The following is a 25,706-nucleotide window of genomic DNA, read 5'->3' as shown; positions in this document are numbered from 1 at the left end:
CCGGCCTGCTGGAAGGGACCGTCGGCTGGCCCGAGGAGACCGCGCGCGCCTACCGCGCGGCCGGGCTGTGGCGCGGCGAGACGCTCGGCGGGCTGCTCGCCGCCTGGGCGAAGCGCTCCGGTGACGCGACCGCGGTCGTGTCCGGCGACGAGCGGCTGAGCTACCGGGACCTGGACCGGCGCGCGGCCGAGCGGGCCGCGGGCCTGCTCGCGCTGGGCGTCCGGTCCGGCGACCGCCTCGTGGTGCAGCTGCCGAACACCGCCGAGTTCGTCGTCCTGCTGTTCGGGCTGCTGCGGATCGGCGCGGTGCCGGTGCTGGCGCTGCCCGCGCACCGCCGCACCGAGATCCTGCACCTCGCCGAGCTGTCGCAGGCCGTCGGATACGTCATCGCCGACGTCCGGGAGGGCTTCGACTACCGGGACCTGGCCGCCGAGGTCGTCGCGGCGGTGCCGAGCGTCAGGCAGGTCCTCGTCCTCGGCGACCCGGGGCCCTACACGGCGCTCGCCGACGTGTCCGGCGACCCGGCCGGGCCGGAGGACGCCGTGCCCGTCGCGCCCTCGGACGTCGCGGTGCTGCTCATCTCCGGCGGCACCACCGGACGGCCCAAGCTCATCCCGCGCACCCACGACGACTACGCCTACAACGCGCGCGCCGCCGCCGAGGTGTGCGGGCTGACCGAGGCCGACCGCTACCTCGTCGCCCTGCCCGTCGCGCACAACTTCCCGCTCGCATGTCCCGGCGTGCTCGGCGTGCTCGGCGTGGGCGGCACCCTCGTCATGACCGAGAGCCCCAGCCCCGACACCGCGTTCGCGCTGGTCGAGCGCGAGCGGGTCACCGTCACCGCGCTGGTGCCGCCGCTCGCCCGGCTGTGGGCCGACGCCGCGGCCTGGTCGCGGCTCGACCTGTCGAGCCTGCGCCTGGTCCAGGTCGGCGGGGCCAAGTGCGACACCGACCTCGCGCGGCGGCTGCCCGGCGCGCTCGGCTGCGACCTCCAGCAGGTGTTCGGCATGGCCGAGGGCCTGCTCAACTTCACCCGCGCCGACGATCCCTTCGAGACCGTCGCGACGACCCAGGGCCGCCCGCTCAGCCCGTCCGACGAGGTCCGCGTGGTGGACCCCGACGACGGCTCCGACGTCCCGGACGGCGAGATCGGCGAACTCCTCACCCGCGGCCCCTACACGCTGCGCGGCTACTACCGGGCCGAGGCGTACAACACCACGGCCTTCACCCCCGACGGCTTCTTCCGCACCGGAGACCTCGTGCGCCGCACCCCGACCGGGCACCTCGTCGTCGAGGGGCGGATCAAGGACGTGGTGAACCGGGGCGGCGAGAAGGTCCCGGCGACCGAGCTGGAGGACCTGCTCCTCGCCCACCCCGCCGTCGGTCTCGCCGCGGTCATCGGTCTGCCCGACGCCGACCTGGGCGAGCGGCTGTGCGCCGTCGTCGTCCCGGCCGCCGGAGCCGAGCGGCCGCCCAGGCTCAAAGAACTCAAGGCCCACCTGACGGCGCTGGGCGTGGCCCGGTTCAAGCTGCCCGACCGCCTGGTCGTGCTGCCCGAACTGCCCCTCACCGCCGTCGGCAAGATCAGCAAGCGGGACCTCGTCGCCCGCCTCACCAGTGAAGAAGGGCCCCGTCCGTGAGCACCCAGGACTCCGCGGCCCTGCGCCGCGCGCTGCTGCGCCGCCGCCTGGCCGAACGCGACCTCGCCGACGCGCCCGCCGCGGCCGTCGCCCCGGCCGGCGGCGCGCTGCCCGTCGCGGGCGGACAGCACCGCATGTGGTCGCTCCAGCAGCTCGACCCCGCCACCACCGGCTACAACGTCCGCATCGCGCTCGACCTGACCGGCCCGCTCGACGCCGACGCGCTCATCGCCGCGGTCCACGGCCTCGTCGCCCGGCACGACATCCTGCGCACCACCTACCGGATGGGCGAGGACGGCCGGGTCCGCCAGGTCGTCCACCCCGAACTGCCGCCCGTCGTGGACCGCCGCGCCGCGGCCCCCGCAGTGGTCGGCGACCTGTGCGCCGCGCTCGCGGCCTCCCCGTTCGACCTCGCCGCGGACTCCCCGCTGCGCGTCGGCCTCTACGTGACGGGCCCGGACACCGCGACGTTCCTCGTGGTCGCCCACCACATCGCCTGGGACGACGGCACGTCCGCCGTCTTCTACGGCGAGCTCCTCGCCCTCTACCGGGGTGTCGCGCTCCCGCCCGCGCGGCAGTTCGCCGAGGTCGCCCTCGCCATGCCCGCGCCGGACGCCGAGGCGGGGCTGGCGCACTGGCGGGGCGTGCTCGAACCGCTGCCCGAGCCGCTGGCGCTGCCGGACCTCACCGGCGCCGACCGGTCGGCGGGCGGCACCGACCAGGCGCGCGGCCTGCTGCCGGGCACCGCCGCGCGGGTCCGCGGCCTCGCCCGCGAGCGCGGCACGACCGTGTTCATGGTGCTCCTGGCCGCGGTCACCGAACTGCTGCACCGGCACACCGGCGCGGCCGACCTCGTCATCGGCGCGCCCGTCGTCAACCGGGACGTCCCGGGCGGCGACGAGGTCATCGGCTACCTCGGCAACACGATCCCGCTGCGGATGACCGTCGCGCCCGACGACACCTTCGCGACCCTCCTCGCCCGCGCCAAGGCCGTCTGCGTCGGCGCCTACACCCACCAGGACCTCGACCTCGACGAGGTCGCCCGGGCCGTCGACCCCGACCGGACCCGCGCGGCGACGGGCCTGTTCTCGGTCGTGCTGTCGCTGCGCGCGCCCGTCCTGGAGCCCTTCCGGGCCGCCGGACTCGCCGTCGCGCGCCGTCACGTGCCCGGCGACGACGTGCGCTTCGACCTGACCGTCGCGGTCGAGACCGACGGCGACGACCTGTCCGTCGAGGCCAACCACCCGGCCGCGTCCGGCGCGGCCGAGGCCGTCACCGGCATGCTCGGCCACCTCGACGCGCTGCTGGACGCCCTGCTCGCCGAGCCCGACCGGCCGCTGCGCGCGCTGGAGGCGCTGCCCGAACGCGCCCGGCTGCTCGGCGAGTGCAACGCGACGGACGGCTTCCCGGTGGAGGAGCGGCCGTTCACCGAGCTGTTCGCGGAACGCCGCGCCGCGGCGCCCGACGCGGTCGCCGTCCTCGACGACGGCGTGCCGACCACCTATGCCGAACTCGATGAGCGCGCGGCGAGGCTGGCCCGGCTGCTCGTCGCGCACGGCGCGGGCCCGGAGACGCTCGTGGCGCTGGGCGTGCCGCGCTCGGCCGCCATGGTCGAGGCGGTCCTGGCCATCGCCAAGGCCGGCGCCGCCTACGTGCCCGTGGACCCGGCCTACCCGGCCGACCGGATCGCGCTCATGCTGTCGGACGCCCGGCCCGCGCTGCTGGTCACCACCGCCGAGGCGGCCTCCGCGCTCCCCGCCGGGCCGCCTGTCCTCCTGCTGGACGACCCGGCGACCCGGGCCCGCCTCGCCGGGCTGTCCGGCGCCGACCTCACCGACGCCGACCGGACCGCGCCGCTGCTGCCCGACCACCCGGCCTACGTCATCTACACCTCGGGCTCCACCGGCACCCCCAAGGGGGTCGTCGTCTCCCAGCGGGCGCTGAGCGCGCACCTCGGCTGGGCGCTGCGCCGCTTCCCCGGCCTCACCGGGCACACCCTCGTGCACTCCTCGCTGTCCTTCGACTTCACCGTCACCCCGCTCCAGGGCACCCTCGCCGCGGGCGGCACGGTCGAGCCGTGCGAGCCCGAGGGGCTGGGGAGCGCGGCGGGCGCGGCGACCTTCCTGAAGATCACGCCGAGCCATCTGCCGCTGCTGCCGTCGGTCCGCTTCGCCGGCGCAGGGCCGCGCACCCTCGTCATCGCGGGCGAGGAACTGCGCGGGGAGGCGCTGGAGCGATGGCGTCCGGCCGCCGGACTCGACGTGATCAACGAGTACGGGCCGACCGAGACGACCGTCGGCTGCCTCCTGCACCCGGTGCCGCTGACGGACGGAGAGCCCGTCGCGACGGGCTCGGTGCCCGTCGGCTCGCCCGTCGACCACACCGTCTGCCATGTGCTGGACGACGCGCTGCGGCTCGCGCCCGTCGGCGCGCCCGGCGAGCTGTACGTCGGGGGCGTGCAGCTCGCCCGCGGCTACCTCGACCGGCCCGGCCAGACCGCGACCCGGTTCGTCGCCGACCCGTTCGGGGCACCCGGCGCGAGGCTGTACCGGACCGGCGACCTCGTGCGGAGGCTGCCGTCCGGGGCGCTGGAGTTCCTCGGCAGGGCCGACGAGCAGGTGAAGATCCGGGGCTTCCGGATCGAGCCCGGCGAGATCCAGGCGGTGCTGCTCGGGCATCCGTCGGTCGCCGAGGCGGTCGTGGCGGCCCGCGACGACGGCCCGTCCGGCCGGTACCTCGCGGCCTACGTCGTCGCGGCCGAAGGCACGGTCCCCGAGGCCGAGGCGCTGCGCGCGCACGTGGCCGCCGTGCTGCCCGAGCACTTCGTGCCCGCCGCCTTCACCGTGCTGGACGCGCTGCCGCTGTCGCCGTCCGGAAAGGCGGACAAGCGCGCCCTTCCCAAGCCGTCCTTCGGCGAGGAAGAGGCCGCCGACGGCCCGGCGAGGGAGCCCGCGACGGCGGCGGAGGCGGCCCTCGCCCGGCTGTTCGCCGACGTCCTCGGCCGCCCCGCGGTCGGCCTGGACGAGTCGTTCTTCGCGCTCGGCGGCGACAGCATCGTCGCCATCCGGCTCGTCGGACGGGCCCGCAAGGAGGGGTGGAAGATCACCCCGCGCGAGGTGTTCGCGCACCGGACCGTCACCGAACTCGCCCGCGTCGCGGTCCCCCTGGACGCCGAGCCCGCCGCGCCCGCCGCCGACGCCTCCGGGAGCGGGCCCGTCACCGCGACGCCCATCGTCCGGGCGTTCGCCGAGCGCGGCGCCCTCGGCGACGCCCACCACATGTGGGTCCTCGTCGACCTGCCCGCCGGGATCGACGGGGCCGCGCTCGACCTGGCCGTTCAGGCGCTCCTCGACCACCACGACGCTCTGCGCGCCAGGCTCGACAGATCGGGCCCGTTCGGCGGCTCGCTGGAGTTCCGCCCGCCGGGCGCGGTCGCCGCGGCCGAGGTACTGCGCCGCCGCGTCGCCGCGGACCCGTCCGGGGCGACCGTCGCCCGAGAGCGGGAGGCGGCCGTGGCCCGGCTCGCGCCCGCCGACGGGCGCGTGCTGGAGGCCGTCCGGCTGGACGGCCCCGAAGCGTCCGCGCTGCTCCTGGTCGCCCACCACCTCGTCGTGGACGGCGTGTCCTGGCGCATCCTCGTGGAGGACCTGGCCACCGCCTACCGGGACGCCGCCGCGGGCCGCAAGCCCGCGCTCGCGCCGGTGCCGACCTCCTTCCGGACCTGGGCCGACGGGCTCGCCGCGCGGGCCGCGTCCCGCGCGGCCGAACTGCCGGTCTGGCGGGAGATCCTCGCCGGTCCCGACCCGGACCTCGGCGCCCGCCGCGCCGACCCGGCCCGCGACACCTGGGCGACCGTCCGGACCTCCACCGTCCGGCTCTCCGCCGCCACGACGAAGGCGGTCCTCACCGACGTGCCCGCCGCGTTCTTCGCGGGCGTGGACGACGTGCTCCTCGCCGGCCTCGCCCTGGCGCTCGCCGAGGGCGGCGCGCACTCCGCCTCGGTCCTGCTGGAAGGGCACGGACGGCGGGAGGCCGCGGTGCCCGGCGCCGACCCGTCCAGGACCGTCGGCTGGTTCACCGCTCAGCACCCCGTACGGCTCGACGCCTCCGGGCTCGACCTCGCCGAGGCGCTCGCCGGGGGACCGGCCGCCGGAGCCCTGGTCAAGCGGGTGAAGGAGCATCTGCGGTCGCTGCCCGACCACGGCATCGGCTACGGCATGCTCCGCCACCTCGATCCGGTCGGCAAGGCGGAGCTGAGCCCGCTGCCCGAGCCGCGCCTCGGCTTCAACTACCTGGGCCGCTTCGACGCCCCCGACGGCGGCTGGCGGATCGCCCGCGACGGCCTGGGCGCCGCCTACGCGCCCGACATGGCCCTGCCCGCGGGACTCGTCGTCAACGCCGTCACCGAGGAGACCCCCGAGGGACCCCGCCTGACCGCGCACTTCATGTACGCCGAGGGCCTGTTCACCGAGGCCGAGACCGCCGCGCTCGCCGCCCGCTGGACCCGGGCCCTCGACGCGCTCGTCCGGCACTCGTCCGGCGCGGGCGCGGGCGGCCGCACGCCGTCCGACGTCTCCCTCGTCTCCCTGAACCAGAACCAGCTCGACGCCCTCGAGGCCAAGTGGAGGAAAGCATGAGCGCCGGAGGATCCCCGATCGAGGACATCCTGCCGCTGTCCCCGCTCCAGAAGGGCCTGCTGTTCCACTCGGTCCTGGACGACGGGGCGGCCGCGGAGTCCGTCGACGTCTACGTCGCCCAGCTCGTCGTGGACTTCGCCGGGCCGTTCGACGCCGCGCGGATGCGCCGCGCGGTGAACGCCCTCGCCGCCCGGCACACCGCCCTGCGCAGCGCGTTCGCGCTCGACGTGGGCGACCCCGTGCAGCTCGTGCTGCGCTCGGTCGAGGTGCCGTGGACCGAGGTCGACGTCGCGGGCCCGGACGCCGAGGACCGGGCGCGGGCCGTCGTCGAGGCCGACCGGACCCGCAGGTTCGACCTGACCGAGCCGCCGCTGATCCGCGCGACGGTGGTGCGGCTCGGCCCGCAGGCGCACAGGTTCGTCCTGACCAACCACCACATCGTCCTGGACGGCTGGTCCACGCCGCTCCTCATGCGCGACCTGTTCGCCCTCTACGCCGCGGACGGCGCCGACCCGCGCCTCCCGTACGCCGCGCCCTACCGCGACCACCTCGCCTGGCTCGCCGGGCGCGACCGCGCCGCGGCCCTCGCCGCGTGGCGGACCGCGCTGGACGGCGTCGAGGAGCCGACGCTGCTCACGCCGTCTACGCGGGACGCCCCCGCGCTGCTGCCCGCCGAGCACGTCGAGACCCTTCCCGCCGCGCTCGGCGACGGCCTCGCGGAGCTCGCCCGCTCCCTCGGCGTCACCGTCAACACCCTGGTGCAGGTCGCGTGGGGCCTGCTCACCGCCCGGCTGACCGGGCGCGACGACGTGCTCTTCGGCGCGACGGTCTCGGGCCGGCCCGCCGACCTGCCCGGCGTGGAGTCGATGGTCGGCCTGTTCATCAACACCCTGCCGGTCCGGATCGGGCTGCGGGCCGGGGAGAGCGTCGCCGCGCTGGCCGCGCGCGTCCAGGGCGAGCAGGCCGACCTGCTCGACCACCAGCACGTCGGCCTCGCCGACCTCCAGCAGGCCGCGGGTTTCGGCACCGGCGAGCTGTTCGACTGCCTCGTGGTGTTCGAGTCGTTCCCGTTCGACAACGCCGCCATCGACGCGGCCCTGACCGCGGGCGGGCTGCGGGTGGCCGGGGTCCACCGGCCGATCTCCACCCACTATCCGCTGACGCTCATGGTCATGCCCTCGGCGGACGGCCTCGAGGTCACCCTCAAGTACCGGCCCGACGTCCGGTCCGCCGAAGGCGCGCGGGAACTCGTCGCCCGGTTCCGCCGGGTCCTCGCCGGGCTCGTCGCCGACCCGACCGCGCCCGCCGCGTCCCTGGAGCCGCTCGCCGAGGACGAGACCGCCGCGCTCGTCGGCCGCGCGCTCGCCGGCACGGCCCTGGCCGTCCCGGACACCACGCTCGCCACCGCGTTCGAGACCGTCGCCGACCGCGCGCCCGACGCCGTCGCGATCGAAGACGGAGACCGCACCCTCACCTACGCCGAACTCGACGGCCGCGCCAACGCCCTCGCCGCCCGCCTCGCCGCGCTCGGCGCCGGACCGGAGCGCCTGGTCGCCGTGCTGCTCCCGCGATCGGCCGACCTCGTGGTCGCCGCGCTCGCCGCGCTGAAGACCGGTGCCGCCTACCTGCCGATCGATCCCGGCTACCCGGCCGAGCGGATCGCGTTCACGCTGTCCGACGCGGAGCCCGTCGCCGTCGTCGCCCTCGACGACCTCGCGCTGCCCGCCGGAGCGCCCCCGCGCCTCGCCCCCGACGGCCGGTCGACACCCGAGCGGCCCGCCCGCGCCGACCGGGCGGACGCCGCCGCGTACGTCATCTACACCTCGGGCTCGACCGGCGCCCCCAAGGGCGCCGTCGTCCCGCACCGCGCCGTCGCCGCGCTGCTGGCCGCCGCCCGCGAACGGTTCGCGTTCGGCGCCGACGACGTGTGGACGCTCTTCCACTCGTTCGCCTTCGACTTCTCGGTCTGGGAGACCTGGGGGCCGCTCCTGCACGGCGGCAGGCTCGTCGTCGTCTCGCACGCCGACTCCCGCTCACCCGACGACCTCCTCGCCCTGCTGTCCCGGCACCGCGTGACCGTGCTCAACCAGACGCCGTCGGCGTTCTACCAGCTCGCCTCCGCCGACGCCGACCGGCCGGGCACCCCGTTGGCGCTGCGGACCGTGGTGTTCGGCGGCGAGGCGCTCGATCCGGCGCGGCTCGCCGACTGGCACGCCCGCCGCCCGGACGGGCCGCGCCTGGTCAACATGTACGGGATCACCGAGACGACGGTCCACGTCACCTTCCGCGCGCTCGACCGGGCGGCCTTCTCCTCGCCGTCGAGCGTCATCGGGCGCGGCCTGCCCGGCTTCGGGGTCCACCTGCTCGACCCGGCACTGCGCCCCGTCCCGGACGGCGCACCGGGCGAGCTCTACCTGAGCGGGCCGCAGCTCGCGCGCGGCTACCTCGGCCGGCCCGCGCTCACCGCCACCCGGTTCGTCGCCGACCCGTTCGGCGCGCCGGGATCCCGCCTCTACCGGACGGGCGACCGCGCCCGCTGGACGTCGTCCGGCGAGCTGGAGTACCTCGGCCGCGCCGACGACCAGGTGAAGATCCGCGGTTTTCGGATCGAGCCGGGTGAGGTCGAATCCGCGCTGGCGGCGGTGCCGGGCGTGACCGGCGCGGCGGTCACCGTCCGGTCCGTGCCCCTTGGGACCGGTGCTCGGCCACATGGAGGACCCGGCTTCGCCGGGGCGTCCGCGCACCGGTCCGTCCCGTCCATCCGCGTCCTCGCCGGGTACTACACCGGTGACGCCGACCCGCGCGACGTCCGCGAGGCACTCGCCGCGCGGCTGCCCGAGCACATGGTCCCCGCCGCGCTGACCCCGCTCGACGCGTTCCCGCTCACCGCCAACGGCAAGCTCGACCGCCGTGCGCTGCCCGACCCCGACCTCTCCTCCGGCCGCACGGCGGGCCGCGCGCCCGCCGACGACACCGAACGGCTCCTCGCGGGGCTGTTCGCCGACCTCCTCGGGCACGAGTCCGTCGGCGCCGACGAGTCGTTCTTCGACCTCGGCGGCGACAGCATCGTCTCCATCCAGCTCGTCTCCCGCGCCCGCGCCGCGGGCCTCGGCCTCACCCCACGCCAGGTGTTCGAGCTGCGCACGGTCGCCGAGCTCGCGGCGGTCGCCCGCCCCGCGGCCCAGGCCGCCCCCGCGGAGGCCGCCACCGGAGCGGTGCCGCTGACGCCGATCATGCGCGCCTTCCTGGAGCGCGGCGGACCGTTCGAGCGGTTCTCCCAGGCCGTCCTCGTGCCCGTCGAGCCCGGCACCGCATACGAGCGGGTCGAGTCCGCCGTGCAGGCGGTACTGGACCGGCACGACCTGCTGCGCGCGGTCTTCCCCGACGGCGCCGACCACCTCGTGGTCCGCCCGGCCGGGAGCGTCGCCGCCGGTGCCGTCCTGCTGCGGGTTCCGCTGGAGGGAACCGGCGCCGCCGAGGCCGTGCGCCGCGAGCACGCGGCGGCCGTGGCCCGGCTCGCCCGGACCGAGGGCGTCATGGCACGGGCGACCTGGCTCGACGGGGGCGCCGCCGCGCCCGGCGGGCTGCTGCTCACCTGCCACCACGTCGTCACCGACGGGATCTCCTGCCGGATCCTCGCCGGCGACCTCGCCGCCGCCCTGGCCGAGCCGGGCAAGGCGCTGCCGGAGGTTCCGACCTCGTTCCGTGCCTGGGCCCTCGGCCTCGACGCCGCCGCGCGGGACCGCGCCGGGGAACCGGACCTGTGGCGCGGCATCGTCGCCGCGGGGGACCCTGCCCTGGGCGTCCGCCCGTTCGACCCGCGCCGGGACACCCGCGCGACGGTCCGGACGGTCTCCCTCACCCTGCCGGGCGACCTGTCGGCCGCCGTCGTCGGCGACGTGCCCGCCGCGTTCCACGCGGGCGCGGACGACGTCCTCCTCGCCGCGCTCGGCCTCGCCGTCGCACGCTGGCGCGCCGACCGGGGCCAGGACGTCCCGTCGGTGCTGGTGAACATCGAAGCGCACGGCCGTGAGCAGCAGCTCGTGCCGGACGCCGACCTTTCGCGCACCGTCGGCTGGTTCACCACCCAGTACCCGGTGCGGCTCGACGCGGCGGGACTCGACCTCGACGCCGCCTTCGGCGCGGGACCCGAGGCGACGGACATGGTCAAGCGGGTCAAGGAGCACCTGCGGACGCTGCCCGACCGGGGCGCCGGATACGGCCTGGTCAGGTTCCTCGGCGGTGCGGAGGGGCCGTGGCCGGAGCCGCAGATCCTCTTCAACTACGTCGGCCGGGCCGCCCGCGCCGAGGCCGACCCGCTCGGCTTCGCCGCGATCGCGTTCGGCGGCATCGCCCCGGCCGCGGACCCCGGGCTGCCCGCCGGAGCCGCGCTCGTCTTCAACGTCGCCGCCGTGGACGGCCGGGACGGGACCGAGCTCGTGATCCGCGCCCAGTTCCCCGCCGCGCTGTTCACCGACGCCGAGGTCGCCGGGCTCGCCGGGCTGTGGCGCGACGCCCTCGCCGCGGTCGTGCTGCGGGTGCGCCGCGACGGCGCGGGCGGCCGGACCCCGTCCGACCTGCCCCTCGTGCGCGCCGCGCAGGCCGACGTCGAGCTGTGGGAGGCCGCGCATCCCGCGCTGTCGGACGTGCTGCCGCTCTCGCCGCTCCAGGAAGGGCTGCTGTTCCACGCCAGGTTCGACGCCGACGCCGAGGACCTGTACGCGGTCCAGCTCGTCGTCGACCTCCGGGGGCCGCTGGACTTCGCGCGCCTGCGCGACGCGGCCCGCGCGCTGCTGGACCGGCACCCGGTGCTGCGGACCGTCTTCGCCGACACCCGTGCGGGCGAGCCCGTCCAGATCGTCACCGAGGGCGTCGAACCGCTGCTCACCCGGCTCGACCTGGCCGCAGAAGACCTGTCGGGGTTCCTGGAGGCCGACCGGCGCGCGCCGTTCGACCTCACCCGCGCCCCGCTGCTGCGGCTCACCCTGCTGCGCCTGGGCGATGGCGACCACCGGCTCGTCGTCACCAACCACCACCTCGTCCTCGACGGCTGGTCGACGCCCCTGGTCGTCCGCGACCTCTTCGCCCTCTACGAGGCGGCCGAGGAGGCGGACCTTCCCGAACGATCCCGCCCGTACCGGGACTTCCTGGCCTGGCTGGCCCGCCGCGACCGGGCCGAGGCGCGCGCCGCGTGGGCCGAGGTCCTCGACGGTGCCGAGGGGCCGACGCTCGTCGCGGGGCCCGGCGCGGGCGACGGCGTCGTGCCGCCGTCCGAGGTGCACGACGTGATCCCGCCCGCCCTGACCGCGCGGCTCGCCCGGACCGCCCGCGCCACGGGCGTCACCCTGAACACCCTGCTCAGCACCGCCTGGGGCGTCGCGCTCGGCCGGATCACCGGCACGTCCGACGTCGTGTTCGGCATGACGGTCTCCGGCCGTCCGCCCGAGCTCGCCGGCGTGGAGTCCATGGTCGGTCTCTTCATCAACACGGTGCCCGTCCGGGTCCGCTGGACGCCGGGCGACACCGCGGCCGACCTGCTGACCCGGCTCCAGGACGCGCAGACCCGGGTCCTGGACCACCAGTACCTCGGCCTCACCGAGATCCAGGAGGCCGCGGGCGCCGACGGCCGTCTCTTCGACACCCTCATGGTGTTCGAGACGTTCCCGCTGGACACCGCCGACCTGCTCGACCCCGCCCGAGCCGGGGGGCTCAGCGCCGAGGTCGGCTGGTCGCGGGGCTTCACCCACTATCCGCTGACGCTCATGCTCATGCCGGACGGCGACCTCCTGCGCGTCAAGCTGGAGTACCGCGCCGACCTGTACGCCGACGACGCCGCCGCGGTGATCCTGCGCCGGGTGCTGAGCGTGCTGGAGGCCCTCGCCGAGGGCGTCCCGCTGCACCGGCTCGACACGCTGACCCCGGGGGAGCGCACCGGCCTCCGCGCGTGGAGCGGCGCGGAGGCCGGGCCCGCGGGCACCGGCACCCTCCCCGGCCTGTGGGCCGCGCAGACGGCGCGCACCCCGGACGCCGTCGCGGTCACCGGCCCCGACGGATCCCGCACGTTCGCCGACCTCGACGCCCGCGCCGAACGGCTCGCCGCCCACCTGGCGGCGATGGGCGCGGGACCGGAGTCCCGCGTCGCCGTCGCCGTGCCGCGCTCGGCCGCGACCGTCGTGGCGATGCTCGCGGTCTGGAAGACCGGCGCGGCCACCGTCCCGCTGGACCCGGCCCACCCGCCCGCCCGCGTCGCCGCGATCCTCGCCGAGGCCCGGCCCGCGCTGCTGCTCACCGCCCACGGCACCGGCCTTCACGCGCCGGACCTGCCCGTCGTGCTCGTCGACGACCCTGAGTCCTGGACGCCTGGGAGGTCCCCAGCGGGTCCGGTCGGCCCGGACACGGCCGCCTACGTGGTGTTCACCTCCGGCTCGACCGGCCGGCCCAAGGGGGTCGTCGCGTCGCACGGCGGCGCGGTGAACCTGGCGCTGGCGCACCGCGCGGCGGTGATGGACGACGCCCGGACACGGCTGGGCCGTCCGCTGCGGGTGCTGAACCTGCTGTCGTTCGCGTTCGACGGGTCGGTGGACCCCCTGGTGTGGATGTTCGCCGGGCACGAGATGCACGTCCTCCCCGACGCCCTGATGGGCGATTCCGGCGAGATCGTGCGCTACGTCCGGGAGAACCGGATCGACTTCCTCGATGCCCCGCCGTCCCTGCTGGAACTGCTCCTCGCCGACGGCCTGCTCACCGGGGACCACCGGCCGTCGGTCGTCGCGACCGGCGCGGAGGCCGTCGGACCCGGCGTGTGGAACGCGCTCGCCGAGGCCGACGGCGTGACGGCGCTGAACTTCTACGGTCCGACCGAGTGCACGGTCGACGCGACGTGGACGCCGATCCTGCCGGGGGCGGCCCCGCACATCGGCCGCCCGGTCGCCGGGCTCGGCGCGTACGTCCTCGACGCCGGCCTGGCCCTCGCGCCCGTCGGCGCGCCCGGCGAGCTGTACGTGTCGGGCGCGGGTCTCGCCCGCGGGTATCTGGACCGGCCGGGGGAGACCGCCGCCCGGTTCGTCGCCGACCCGTTCGGGTCCGGTGGACGGCTCTACCGGACCGGCGACCTGGTCCGCTGGACGCCCGACGGCACCCTGGAGTTCCTGGGCCGCACCGACGACCAGGTGAAGATCCGCGGCTTCCGGATCGAGCCGGGCGAGGTCGAAGCGGCCCTCGTCGCGCTGCCCGGGGTCGCCCAGGCCGTCGTCCTCGTGCGCGCGGACGACGGGACCGACCGGCTGACCGGCTACGTCACACCGGCCGAAGGCACCACGCTCGACGCCGCCGCGCTGCGTGCGGCGCTGCGCGACAGGCTGCCCGGCCACCTCGTGCCCGAGGCCGTCGTCGTGCTCGACGCCTTCCCCGTCTCCCCGCACGGCAAGCTCGACCGGCGCGCCCTGCCCGCCCCCGCGCGCGAGGCGGCCGCGGGGCGAAAGCCCGGCACCGAGACCGAGCGGCTCGTCGCCCGCCTGTTCGCCGACGTCCTGGGCGTCGCCGAGGTCGGCGCCGACGACTCCTTCTTCGCCCTCGGCGGGCACTCACTGCTCGCCACCCGCCTCATCTCCCGGGTCCGGGCCGAGCGCGGCGGCGCGGTGTCGATCCGCGCGGTCTTCGACGCGCCGACCGTCGCCGGGCTCGCCGCGCACCTCGACGCGTCGGCGGCCGACACGGCACGCCCCGCCCTGGTCCGGGCCGCCCGCCCGGCCGCGCTGCCGCCGTCGGCCGCGCAGCGAAGGCTCTGGTTCCTAGACCGCCTCGAAGGGCCGTCCTCTACCTACAACCTGCCCTTCGCGATGCGCCTGACGGGCCCGCTGGACACCGCCGCTCTGCGCGGTGCCTTCACCGAGGTGACCGCCCGGCACGAAAGCCTGCGGACGGTCTTCCCCGATGCGGGGGGAGTGCCCGTCCAGCTCGTCCGGACCGACGCGGAGGTGCCCTTCGCCATCGCCGACGCCACCGAGGAGGGGCTGTCCGAAGCGGTGCGGGCCTTCTGCGCCGCGCCCTTCGCGCTGGAGACCGACCTCCCGATCCGGGTGCTGCTCCTGCGCCTGGCCGCCGCGGACCATGTCCTGGCGTTCGTCGTCCACCACATCGCGGGCGACGAGGGCTCGACCGGACCGCTGCTGCGCGACCTCTCCGCCGCTTACGCCGCGCGTCTTTCCGGCGGCGGCACGCGGCCCGCCGGCCTGCCCGTCCAGTACGCCGACTACACGCTCTGGCAGGAGGCGCTGCTGGGCACGCCCGAGCGGCCCGCGCCGCTCGCCGAGCGCCAGCTCGCGCACTGGAAGGCGGCGCTCGCCGACCTGCCCGAGGCGATCGAGCTGCCCGCCGACCGGCCCCGCCCGATCGTCCCCGCCGCGGGCGGCGGGCGCGTGCGCGCCGAGATCCCGGCCGGGACGCTCGCGGCGCTGCGCCCGCTGCTCGCCGAGACCGGCGCGAGCGAGCTGATGCTCGTGCACGCCGCGGTCGCGGTGCTGCTGCACAAGCTGGGCGCGGGCACCGACATCCCGCTCGGCGCCCTGGTGTCCGGCAGGTCCGAGCCCGCGCTGGAGCCGCTCGTCGGCTTCTTCGTCAACACGGTGGTGCTGCGGATCGACCTCTCCGGCGACCCGACGCCGCGCGAGGTGCTGCGCCGCGTCCGCGCTGCGGCCCTGGACGCCTACGCGCACGCCGACGTGCCCTTCGACGCCGTCGTGGAGGCGGTGAACCCGCCGCGCGCGGCGGGCCGCCACCCGCTGTTCCAGACGCTGGTGGACTACTGGAACCCGGCGGGCGACGACCCCGGCCTCACCGGGCTCGACGTCGCCCCGCTGGCGCCGCCCGCGCCCGCGACCGCCAAGTTCGACCTCGGCCTCAGCTTCACCGCCGACCGGGAGACCGGCGCCCTCCTCGGCTCCGCCGAGTACGACGCCGACCTCTTCGACGAGGCGACCGTCGCCGGGCTGCTCGACCGGCTCGCCCGCGTCCTCGCCGGGATGGCCGCGCTGCCCGATCGCCCGCTGTCCGCCCTGGACACGCTCTCCGACGACGAGCGCCACACCCTCCTCGACGTCTGGGGCGGCACCGACCTGCCCGCCTCCGGGACCATCCCCGAGCTGTGGAACGGCCAGGTGCGCGCCGCGTACTCCGCGACGGCCCTGGTCGGCCAGGACGGAGCGGTCTCCTTCGGCGCGGCCGACGTGCGCGCCGACCGGCTCGCCGGCCACCTCGCCGCCCTCGGCGCGGGCCCGGAGGAACGGGTGGCCGTCGCGCTGCCCCGCTCCGCCGCCGCGGTCACCGCGATGCTCGCGGTCTGGAAGACCGGGGCCGCCACGGTCCCGCTCGACCCGTCCCACCCGGCCGAGCGCCTCGCCGCGATCCTCGCCGAGGCGAGGCCGCGCCTCGTCCTCACCACCCGCGCGCTGGCCGGCTCCTTCGCGCCGGGCACCGCCCTGGTCTTCGCCGACGAACCGGCCTCCTGGACCGGCGGCGCGACCCCGGCGGGCCCCGTCGGATCGGACGCGGCGGCCTACGTCGTGTTCACCTCCGGCTCCACCGGACGGCCCAAGGGCGTCGTCGCCGCGCACGGCGGCGTCGCCAACCTCGTGGCGGCCCACCGCTCAGCGGTGATGGACCCGGCCACGGGCGCCGCGGGCCGCCGGCTGCGGGTGCTGAACCTGCTGTCGTTCGCCTTCGACGGGTCGGTCGACCCCCTGGCGTGGCTGCTGGCCGGGCACGAGATGCACGTCCTGCCCGACGCCCTCATGGGAGACGCCGCGGGCATCGTCGGCTACGTCCGGGAGCACCGGATCGACTTCCTCGACGTGCCGCCCTCCCTGCTCGACCCGCTGCTGGCCGAAGGACTCCTCACCGGGGAGCACCGGCCGTCGGTCGTGGCGACGGGCGCGGAGGCCGTCGGACCCGCCCTGTGGCGGGACCTCGCGGCGGTCGACGGCGTGACGGCGCTGAACTTCTACGGCCCGACCGAGTGCACGGTCGACGCGACGTGGACGCCGATCCTGCCGGGCGAGGCACCGCACATCGGCGGCCCGGTCGCGGGACTGTCCGTCCGCGTCCTGGACGCCGGGCTCGCGCCGGTGCCCGCGGGGGTCCCGGGCGAGCTGTACGTGTCGGGCGCCGGCCTGGCCCGCGGGTACCTGGACCGGCCGGGGGAGACGGCGGCCCGGTTCGTCGCCGACCCCTTCGGCACGGGCGGACGCCTGTACCGGACCGGCGACCTCGTCCGCTGGACCGCCGCCGGGACCCTGGAATTCCTCGGCCGCGGCGACGACCAGGTGAAGATCCGCGGCTTCCGGATCGAACCCGGTGAGGTCGAAGCCGCTCTCACCGCGCTGCCCGAGGTGGCGCAGGCCGCGGTCGTCGCCCGCACGGATGGCGCGGTGACCCGCCTCGTCGGCTACGTGACCCCGGCGGCGGGCGCGGCCGTCGATCCGGCGGACGTCCGCGCGCGGCTCCGCACGACCCTCCCCGGGCACCTCGTGCCCGCCGCGGTCGTCGTGCTCGGCGCCTTCCCGCGCTCCCCGCACGGCAAACTCGACCGGGCCGCGCTGCCCGTCCCGGAGTTCACCGGCGGCGGCGCGGTCGTCCGGACCGCCTCCGAGCGGCTCGTCGCGCGGCTGTTCGGCGCGGTCCTCGACGTCACGGGCGCGGGCCCCGACGACTCGTTCTTCGACCTCGGCGGTCACTCGCTCCTCGCCACCAGGCTCCTGGCGCTGCTGCGGGCCGAGACCGGGAGGTCCCTGCCCGTCCGCACGGTGTTCGACGATCCGACGGTCGCGGGTCTCGCCGCCGCGCTCGACCGGGCGGCCCCGGAGGACACGGGGGCGGTGCTCGCGTCCCGCCCGCGTCCCGCCCGGCTGCCGCTGTCCCCGGCGCAGGCCAGGCTGTGGTTCCTGCACCGGCTGGAAGGGCCGTCCGGCACCTACAACGTGCCGTTCGCGGCGCGGCTGCGCGGCCCGCTCGACACCGCCGCGCTCACCGCGGCGCTCGCCGACGTCGTGGCCCGCCACGAGACCCTGCGCACGGTCTTCCCCGACGACGACGGCACCCCGTACCAGCGCATCCTGCCCCCGGGTCCGGTGGCCGTGCCCGTCCTCGAGGCCGCCGAGGCCGACCTGGACGGGCTCGTCGCCGAGATCGCGGCCCGGCCGTTCGACCTGGAGCACGCCCCGCCGCTGCGGGCCGGACTCCTGCGGCGCGCCGCCGACGACCACGTGCTGGTCCTCGTCGTCCACCACATCGCGGGCGACGACTGGTCCACCGGGCCCCTGCTGGCCGACCTGTCGGCCGCCTACCGGGCCCGGTCCGCGGGCGCCGCCCCCGGCTGGGACCCGCTGCCCGTCCAGTACGCCGACTACACGCTCTGGCAGGACGAGGTCCTGGGCCGCGCCGACGACCCGGGCAGCGCGCTCGCCGGGCACCTCGCCCACTGGAAGGCGGCCCTGGCCGGGCTCCCCGAGGAGCTGGCCCTGCCCACCGACCGGACGAAGCGCGGCGGCCCCGGCGGGCTCGTCTCCTTCCCGGTCCCCGCCGTGACCGTCGCGGGGCTGCGCGCTCTGGCCAGGTCGGCGGGGGCGAGCGAGTTCATGGTCGTCCAGGCCGCCGTGGGCACGCTGCTGCACCGGCTCGGCGCGGGCACCGACCTCCCGCTCGGCGCCCTGTCTGCGGGCCGGGACGACGCGGCGCTGCACGATCTCGTCGGCTTCTTCGTCAACACCGTCGTGCTGCGCACCGACGTGTCCGGCGATCCGACCGCGCGCGCACTGCTCGGCCGGGTCCGGGAGACGGCGCTCGACGCCTACGCGCACGCCGCCGCCCCGTTCGACCGGGTCGTGGAGGCGGTCAACCCGCCGCGCGCGGCGGGCCGCCACCCGCTGTTCCAGGCGATGGTGGACTTCCGCACCGACGGCCCCCGCCACCCCGGCCTGCCCGGCATCGACGTCGAGGTCCTGTCCGGCGGCGGCACGGAGGCCGGCGCGAAGTTCGACCTCGCGGTCAACTTCGGTCCGCTGCCCGACGGGTCCTACGACGGGACGATCGAGTACGACTCCGGTCTTTTCGACAAGGAGAGCGTCGAAGTCCTCGCCGCGAGGCTCGGCAGGATCCTCACCGCCTTCGCCGAGGACCCCGACACCCGGCTGTCCCGGATCGACGTGCTCGACCCGGCCGAGCGGCGCCGGCTCGTCACCGAATGGAACGCCACCGCCGCGCCCGTTCCCGAGGTGACGGTGCCCGGCCTGTTCGCCGCGCAGGCCGCCCGCACGCCCGGCGCCCCCGCCGTCGTCGACGGCGACCGGGTCCTGTCCTACGCCGACCTGGACCGGCGTGCCGACGAGGTGGCCGCCGCCCTGCTCACGCTGGGGACCGGGGCCGAGGACATCGTGGGCGTCCACCTCGACCGCTCGGCCGACCTCGTCGCGGTCCTGCTCGGGATCCAGCGGACGGGCGCCGCGTTCGTCCCGCTGGAGCCCGCCTGGCCCGACCGGCGCTACGCCGACGTGCACGCCACGGCCCGGCTCCGCGCGGTCGTCAGCCTGACCGGCGACGGCCTGCCCGAAGGCGTTCCCGTCCTGCGCACCGGCGACATCGGCCCGGCCGACCGCCCCGTCGTGCCCGCGCCCCTGCACGGGGACGGGCTCGCGTACGTCATCTACACCTCGGGCTCCACCGGGACGCCGAAGGGCGCGATGATCTGCCACCGGGCGATCGCGGCCCGGCTGCTGTGGCAGGAGACGATGCTCGGGTTCGGCCCCGGCGACGCCGCCCTGTTCAAGGCGCCGCTCGGTTTCGACATCTCCGTCAACGAGATCTTCCTGCCGCTGGTCACCGGCGCGACCGTGGTCGTCGCCGAGCCCGGTGGGGAACGCGACGTGGAGTACCTGCTGGACCTCATCGTCCGGCACCGGGTGAGCTTCACCTACCTCGTCGCCTCGATGCTGGACATGCTGCTCCAGCTCGACGGGATCACCGCCGCCGTGCCGACCCTCAAGCACGTGTGGTGCGGCGGCGAGGCCCTCACGCCCGACCTCTTCGCGCGGTTCCGGCGGACCCTCGACGCCGTCATGTACCACGGGTACGGCCCGGCGGAGGCGACGATCGGCGTCAGCCACCAGTTCTACCGCGACGGCGAGGAACGTCACGGCATCAGCATCGGGCGGCCCAACCCGAACACCCGCATCCACGTGCTGGACGCGGCGCTCGAGCCGGTGCCGGTCGGCGTCCAGGGCGAGCTGTACACGGGCGGCCTGCCGCTCGGCCGCGGCTACGTCGGCGATCCCGGGCAGACCGCGGCGAAGTTCGTCGCCGACCCGTGGACGCCCGGCGCCCGCCTCTACCGGACCGGAGACCTGGCCCGCTGGGCGCCCGATGGGACCCTGGAGTTCCTCGGACGGGCCGACCACCAGGTGAAGATCCGCGGCATGCGGGTCGAGCTCCAGGAGATCGAGGCCGCGCTAGGCGAGCACCCGGCGGTCCGCCAAGCGGTCGTGGTCGTGCACCGCAACGCCGCGGGGGCCGACCGGCTCATCGGCCACACCGTCACCCGCGCGGGCTCGGCCTTCGACGCCGCGGAGCTGCGGGCCTGGGCGCTCGCCCGGCTGCCCGAGCACATGGTCCCCGACGTGTTCACCCACCTGCCGGTGTTCCCGCTGATGCCGTCGGGCAAGGTGGACCGCAGGGCGCTGCCCGAGCCGGAGACCGAGACGACGTCGCGAGCGGCCGGCACGCAGACCGAGGAACTGGTCTGCGGAATCGTCGCCGACCTGCTCGCGCTGGAGACGGCAGGACCGGACGACGCGTTCTTCGCCCTCGGCGGCGACAGCATCGTCTCGATCAGGCTGGTCTCCCGGCTGCGCGCGGCGGGCCTCACCGCCTCCCCGCGCGACGTGTTCGAGCACCGCACCCTCGGCGACCTCGCCGCGGCCCTGGAGGCCCGGCCCCGGCGCGACAAGACGCCGGCGCCGACCGCGCACGCCGCCACCGGCCCCGTGCCCCTCACCCCGCTCATGCGGGAGGTCCTGGCCCGCGACGGCCTGCGCCCCCGCTTCACCCAGACGACGGTGCTGGAGGCGCCGGACGTTCTCGACCCGTCCGCCCTCGCCAGTGCACTGGGCACACTGCTCGCCCGGCACGACGTGCTGAGGGCGGTGGTGACGCCCGACGGCGACGGCTGGAGCCTGCGCATCCCCGTGAACGAGGCGGACCCGGCCGGGTCCGCCGGTGGCAGGGCAAATGACGGCTCCGGGGCCGGGGCGGGACCGGCCGTGACCGCCGATGCCACGCTGACGGCCTGCGCCGCGACCGATGATCCCGGACCCGCCGAGCCGGGAGGCCGGTCCGGTGGTCCGGCGGCCCTGCTGCGGCGGGTCGAAGCCGGGCCGTGGGGCGCCCCCGAGGCGCAGGCGCTGGTGGTGCGGGAGATGGCCGGCGCCGCCGAGCGGCTGGATCCAGGCCGCGGGGTGCTGCTCCAGGCCGTCTGGTTCGACGGCGGCGGCCACGGCGGCAGGCTCGGCCTCGTCGTCCACCACCTCGCGGTCGACGCGGTGTCGTGGGGCGTGCTCGTGCCAGACCTCGCCGCCGCCTACGCCGCGGCCCTGGCCGGGACCGAGGCGGATCTCGGCCCTGCCGGGACCCCGTTCCGGCACTGGGCGCTCGGCCTCGTCGAAGCCGCCGCGCAGCCCGCCCGAGTCGCCGAACTGCCGGTGTGGAAGGCCATGACCGAAGCCGAAGGGGCCCCGCTGGGTGCCCGCCCGCTCGATCCCGCCGTGGACGTGGGGGAGACCCTCGACACCGTGCGCGTCGCGGTCCCGGTGGAGACCGCCCGCGCGGTCCTCGCCGAGGTGCCCGAGGCGTTCTACGCGGGGATCGACGACGTGCTGCTGGCCGCCGTCGGCGTCGCGGTCGCCGCGCGCACCGGCCACTCGTCCGTACGGGTTTCCCTGGAGGGGCACGGGCGTGAGGAGGAGGCCGTCGCCGGGGCCGAGGTGTCCCGGACCGTCGGCTGGTTCACCTCCAAGTACCCGGTGGCCCTCGACCTCGGCGGCATCGACGCCCAGGACGTCCTCGCGGGAGGCCCCGATGCGGGCCGCGCCGTCAAGGCCGTCAAGGAGAGCCTGCGGTCGGTGCCCGACCGGGGCCTCGGCTACGGGCTGCTGCGCCACCTGAACCCGGTGACCGCGCCCGAACTCGCCGACGCCCCCGAGCCGCCGATCCTGTTCAACTACCTCGGCAGGTTCGGCGGCGGGGCGCCGGACGGACCGTGGACCGAGGCCGCGGAGTTCGCGGCGCTCACGGGTGTCGACGACCCGGCGGCCCCGGCCGCCGCGGCCCTGGAGGTGACGGTCCTGGCCGAGGACACCGCGGCCGGACCCGTCCTACGGGCCTCGTGGACCTACCCGTCCGGGCTGTTCGCCCGGTGGGAGGTCGAGGCGCTCGCCGAGGACTGGACCGCCGCGCTCGACGGCCTCGCCGCGCACGTCTCCGGCGACGGCCCCGTCGGCGGCCACACCCCCTCCGACATGGCCCTGGTCTCCCTCGACCAGGACCTCCTCGACTCCTTCGACGAAAGGTGGCGCACCTCGTGAGCAGGTCCAACGTCGAGGAGGTCCTGCCCCTCGCCCCGCTCCAGGAGGGCCTGCTCTTCCACGCCCTCGCCGACGCCTCCGACCCCTACACCGTCCAGACCGTCCTCGACCTCGCGGGCCCGCTCGACCGCGCCCGGCTGCGCCGCGCGGCCGACGCCCTGATCGCGCGGCACGCGGGCCTGCGCGCCGCGTTCGTGGCAGGGCCGACCGGCGCGGTCCAGGTGGTGCTGCGCCGCGCCGCCGCCCCCTGGGACGAGTGCGACGACCCGGCAGAGGCGGCGGAGCGGATCGCGGCCGAGCGGGCCCGCCCGTTCACCATGGACGAGCCGCCGCTGATCCGTTTCCTGCTGGCGAGGACGGGCGACGGCACCCACCGGCTGGCGATCACCAGCCACCACATCCTGCTGGACGGGTGGTCCGGCCCGCTGCTGCTGCGCGACCTGTTCGCGCTGTACGCGGGGGAGAACCCGCCCCGCCCCCGCCCGCACCGCGACCACCTGGCCTGGCTGAAGTCCCGCGACCGGGCCGCCTCCCTGGACGCCTGGCGGGTCGCGCTCGACGGGCTCGCCGAGCCGACCCTGCTCGTCCCCGGAGCGGACGGCGTGGACCGGCCGCCCGGCAGCGCGGCCGAGGCGGTGCCGGTTCCCCTGGACCCGCGGACCGCCGCGGCCGTGGGCGAGCTGGCACGCGCCCGGGGCGTCACCGTCGCGACGGTCGTCCAGGCGGCCTGGGCGCTCGCGCTCACCCGGCTGACCGGCCGCGCCGACGTGGTGTTCGGCACGACGGTATCGGGCCGCCCAGCCGACCTGCCGGGAGCCGACACCATGCTCGGCCTGTTCATCAACACGGTGCCGGTGCGCATCGCGCTCGACCCGTGGGAGAGCGCCGCCGACCTCCTCGACCGGGTCCGCCGGGAACAGGCGGCCACCGTCGAGCACCAGTACCTCGGACTCGCCGACGTCCAGGCCCTCACCGGCCTGGACCGGCTGTTCGACACGCTGCTCGTCATCGAGTCCTACCCGGTCGACGAGGCCGAGATCGCCCGCGTCCGCTCTCTGGCGGGCGTCGCGGTGACCGCCGTGGACACCCGAGACGCCACCCACTACCCGCTCAGCGTCGTCGCCGTCCCCGGCGACGTCCTCACCCTCGCCCTGGAGCACCGGCCCGACCTCCTCCCGCCCGAGCGCGCAGCGGAGACCGCGGCGGTCCTGGCCGACGTGCTCGCGGAGATGACCGCGGACCCCTCGGCCCCGGTCGGCGGCATCGCCCGGCCGCAGTGGCCCGCGCTGCCCGACGCGCGGCCCGCGGGCGCGGACCGGACGGCGCCGGAGCTGTGGCGGCGCAGGGTCGCGGCCGGTCCCGAGGCGCGGGCGCTGTCCGGGACCTCGGCCACTTTGACCTTCGCGGAGGCCGACGCGCGGGCGGAGCGGCTGGCGCGGAACCTGGCCGCGCGCGGCGCGGGCCCGGAGACACGCGTCGCGGTGGCGATGCCCCGGACGCCCGACGCGCTCGTGGCGATGCTCGCGGTGTGGAAGGCGGGGGCCGTCGCGGTGCCCGTCGATCCGGCCCAGCCGGCGGGACGCGTCGGGTACGTCCTCGCCGAGGCGCGACCCGCACTCGTCCTCACCACGCGGAGCCTGGCCGAAGGCCCGCTCGCCGGTGTGCTGGGCCTGCTTCCCGCGGTGCGGGTGGACGACCCGGCCTCCTGGACGGCGGTCGGGATCCCGGCCGGGCCCGCCGGGCCGCAGGCCGCCGCCTACGTCATGTTCACGTCCGGCTCGACCGGGCGGCCCAAAGGCGTCGTAGTGCCGCACAGCGCTCTGGCGAACCTCGCGGAGGCGCACCGGGCCGCACTCGTCGAGCCCCTGGAGGCACGGCTCGGCCGGCCGCCCCGGGTGCTGCACCTGACGTCCTTCGCGTTCGACGCGTCCCTCGACCCGCTGGCCTGGCTGCTGGCCGGGGCCGAGGTCCGCGTCCTGCCGGACGCGCTCATGGGCGACGCGGCGGGCATCACCGCCGAAGCCGCCGCGCACGGGATCGACTTCCTGGAGACCACACCGTCCGTCGCGGACCTGCTGCTGGCCGAAGGCCTCCTGGACGGCCCGTCCCGGCCGTCGGCCGTCGCCGTCGGCGCGGAGCCCGTCCCGCCCGACCTCTGGCGACGCCTGAGCGCGCTGGACGGCGGCGCGGTGAACCTCTACGGGCCGACCGAGGCCACGGTCGACGCGACCTGGACCCCGATCCACGCGGACGCCGCGCCGCACCTCGGCGGGCCGGTCGCGGGCGTCGCGGTGCGTGTCCTCGACGGCTTCCTGCGCCCCGTGCCCGACGGGGTGCCGGGCGAGCTCTACATCGCGGGCGCCGGGCTGGCCCGCGGCTACCTGGACCGTCCGGGGGAGACCGCCGCGCGCTTCGTCGCCGATCCGGCGGGCTCCGGAGCGCGCCTGTACCGCACCGGAGACGTCGTGCGGCGGACCCCGGACGGCGTCCTGGAATACCTGGGCCGCGCCGACGACCAGGTGAAGATCCGCGGCCACCGGGTGGAGCCTGGCGAGGCGCGGGCCGCGCTCGCCGCGCTGCCCGGAATCGGCCGCGCCGCGGTCGTGGCGCGCACCGACGGCGGAATCACCCGCCTCGTCGGCTACTTCACCGCGATGCCCGGGGAGGCACCGGACCCGGAAAGCCTTCTCGCCGCCTTGCGGACGCGCCTGCCCGACCACCTCGTCCCGTCCGCGCTCGTCCCGCTGGACGCGCTGCCGGTGACGCCGAACGGCAAGCTCGACCGCGCGGCCCTGCCCGCGCCCGAGTTCGCCGCAGCCCCGGCCCGCGAACCGCGAAGCCCGACGGAGAAGGCGCTCTGCGCGATCTTCGCCGACCTGCTCGGGCTGCCCTCCGTAGGCCCGGACGACGGTTTCTTCGCGCTCGGCGGCCACTCGCTCCTCGCGGCCCGCCTCGCCGCCCGGGTCCGCCGCGAGCTCGGCGCGGCCCTGCCCGTCCGTGCGGTGTTCCACGCCCCCACCCCGGCCGCGCTCGCCGCGGTCGTCGACGGGCAGGTTCCGGCGGATCCGGCCGCGGCGCTGGACACGGTGCTTCCGCTGCAGCACGGCAAGGGCGTACCGCTGTTCTGCGTCCACCCGGCGCTCGGCCTCGGCTGGCCGTACGCGGGCCTGCTCCCGCACCTCGGCCCCGACCGGCCCGTCTACGCGCTCCAGGCGGCCGAGGCCGTCGGCCCGCAGACCCTGCACGGCGTCGCCGCCCGCTATGCCGAGGCGATCGCCGCCGAGGTCCCGTCCGGCCCGGTGCATCTGCTCGGCTGGTCGCTCGGCGCACCCATCGCCCACGCCGTCGCCCGAGCACTCGCCCGCGCCGGACGCGACGTGCCCGTCCTGATCCTCCTCGACGGCTACCCAGGGCTCGGCGAGCCCGAACACACCGACCCCGGGGACTTCGCCACCGAACTGCGCGGCAGGCTCGGCGGCCTCCTCACGGGACTCACCGACGAGCGGGTGCGCGCCGTGGCGGACGGCCTCCTGGCCACCGCCGCGATCGACACCTCGCAGGTCGAGGGCGTCTTCCCCGGCACCGCGGTGCTGATCCAGGCGCTCCCCGACGACCCCGCGCACCCCGTGGACGCGGAGGCGTGGTCCCCCCACGTCACCGGGGACCCGCGCATCCACCGCGTGGACTTCTCCCACGCGGACCTCCTGACCCCGGCGGCGCTGCACGCCGTCGGCCCCCTGGTCGCCGCCGCGCTGCGGTCCGGCGACCCCCTCTCCCCTGAGACGAAAGGCACCACGTGAGCA

Annotated in this window: 4 protein-coding genes; all 4 read left to right on the top strand. The window is 76.7% G+C overall.

Annotated features, from left to right (window positions below; translation table 11 throughout):
- Positions 1–5: 5 nt before the first annotated feature.
- Genes EDD29_RS23730 through EDD29_RS23715 form a run of 4 tightly spaced genes read left to right on the top strand, consistent with a single transcriptional unit; the run spans position 6 to position 25,703 of the window.
- Entirely contained in the window at positions 6–1,640 is a 1,635-nt protein-coding gene (locus EDD29_RS23730) for a (2,3-dihydroxybenzoyl)adenylate synthase (protein WP_123670647.1), read from the top strand.
- Positions 1,637–6,277: a non-ribosomal peptide synthetase gene (locus EDD29_RS23725; RefSeq protein ID WP_123666524.1), complete on the top strand. Its 4,641-nt coding sequence runs from the start codon at positions 1,637–1,639 to the stop codon at positions 6,275–6,277. Before EDD29_RS23730 ends, EDD29_RS23725 begins: the two co-directional genes overlap by 4 nt.
- Positions 6,274–21,903 (top strand): non-ribosomal peptide synthetase, encoded by a 15,630-nt coding sequence (locus EDD29_RS23720; RefSeq protein ID WP_123666523.1) that lies wholly within the window; start codon positions 6,274–6,276, stop codon positions 21,901–21,903. The genes EDD29_RS23725 and EDD29_RS23720 overlap by 4 nt, the downstream gene beginning before the upstream one ends.
- Positions 21,900–25,703: a non-ribosomal peptide synthetase gene (locus EDD29_RS23715; RefSeq protein ID WP_170201535.1), complete on the top strand. Its 3,804-nt coding sequence runs from the start codon at positions 21,900–21,902 to the stop codon at positions 25,701–25,703. Before EDD29_RS23720 ends, EDD29_RS23715 begins: the two co-directional genes overlap by 4 nt.
- Positions 25,704–25,706 lie beyond the last annotated feature (3 nt).

This window comes from Actinocorallia herbida, assembly GCF_003751225.1.
Taxonomy (GTDB): Bacteria; Actinomycetota; Actinomycetes; order Streptosporangiales; family Streptosporangiaceae; genus Actinocorallia; species Actinocorallia herbida.
Note: the sequence above shows the minus strand (reverse complement) of the source record. Positions and strands in the feature narration are given on the sequence as shown.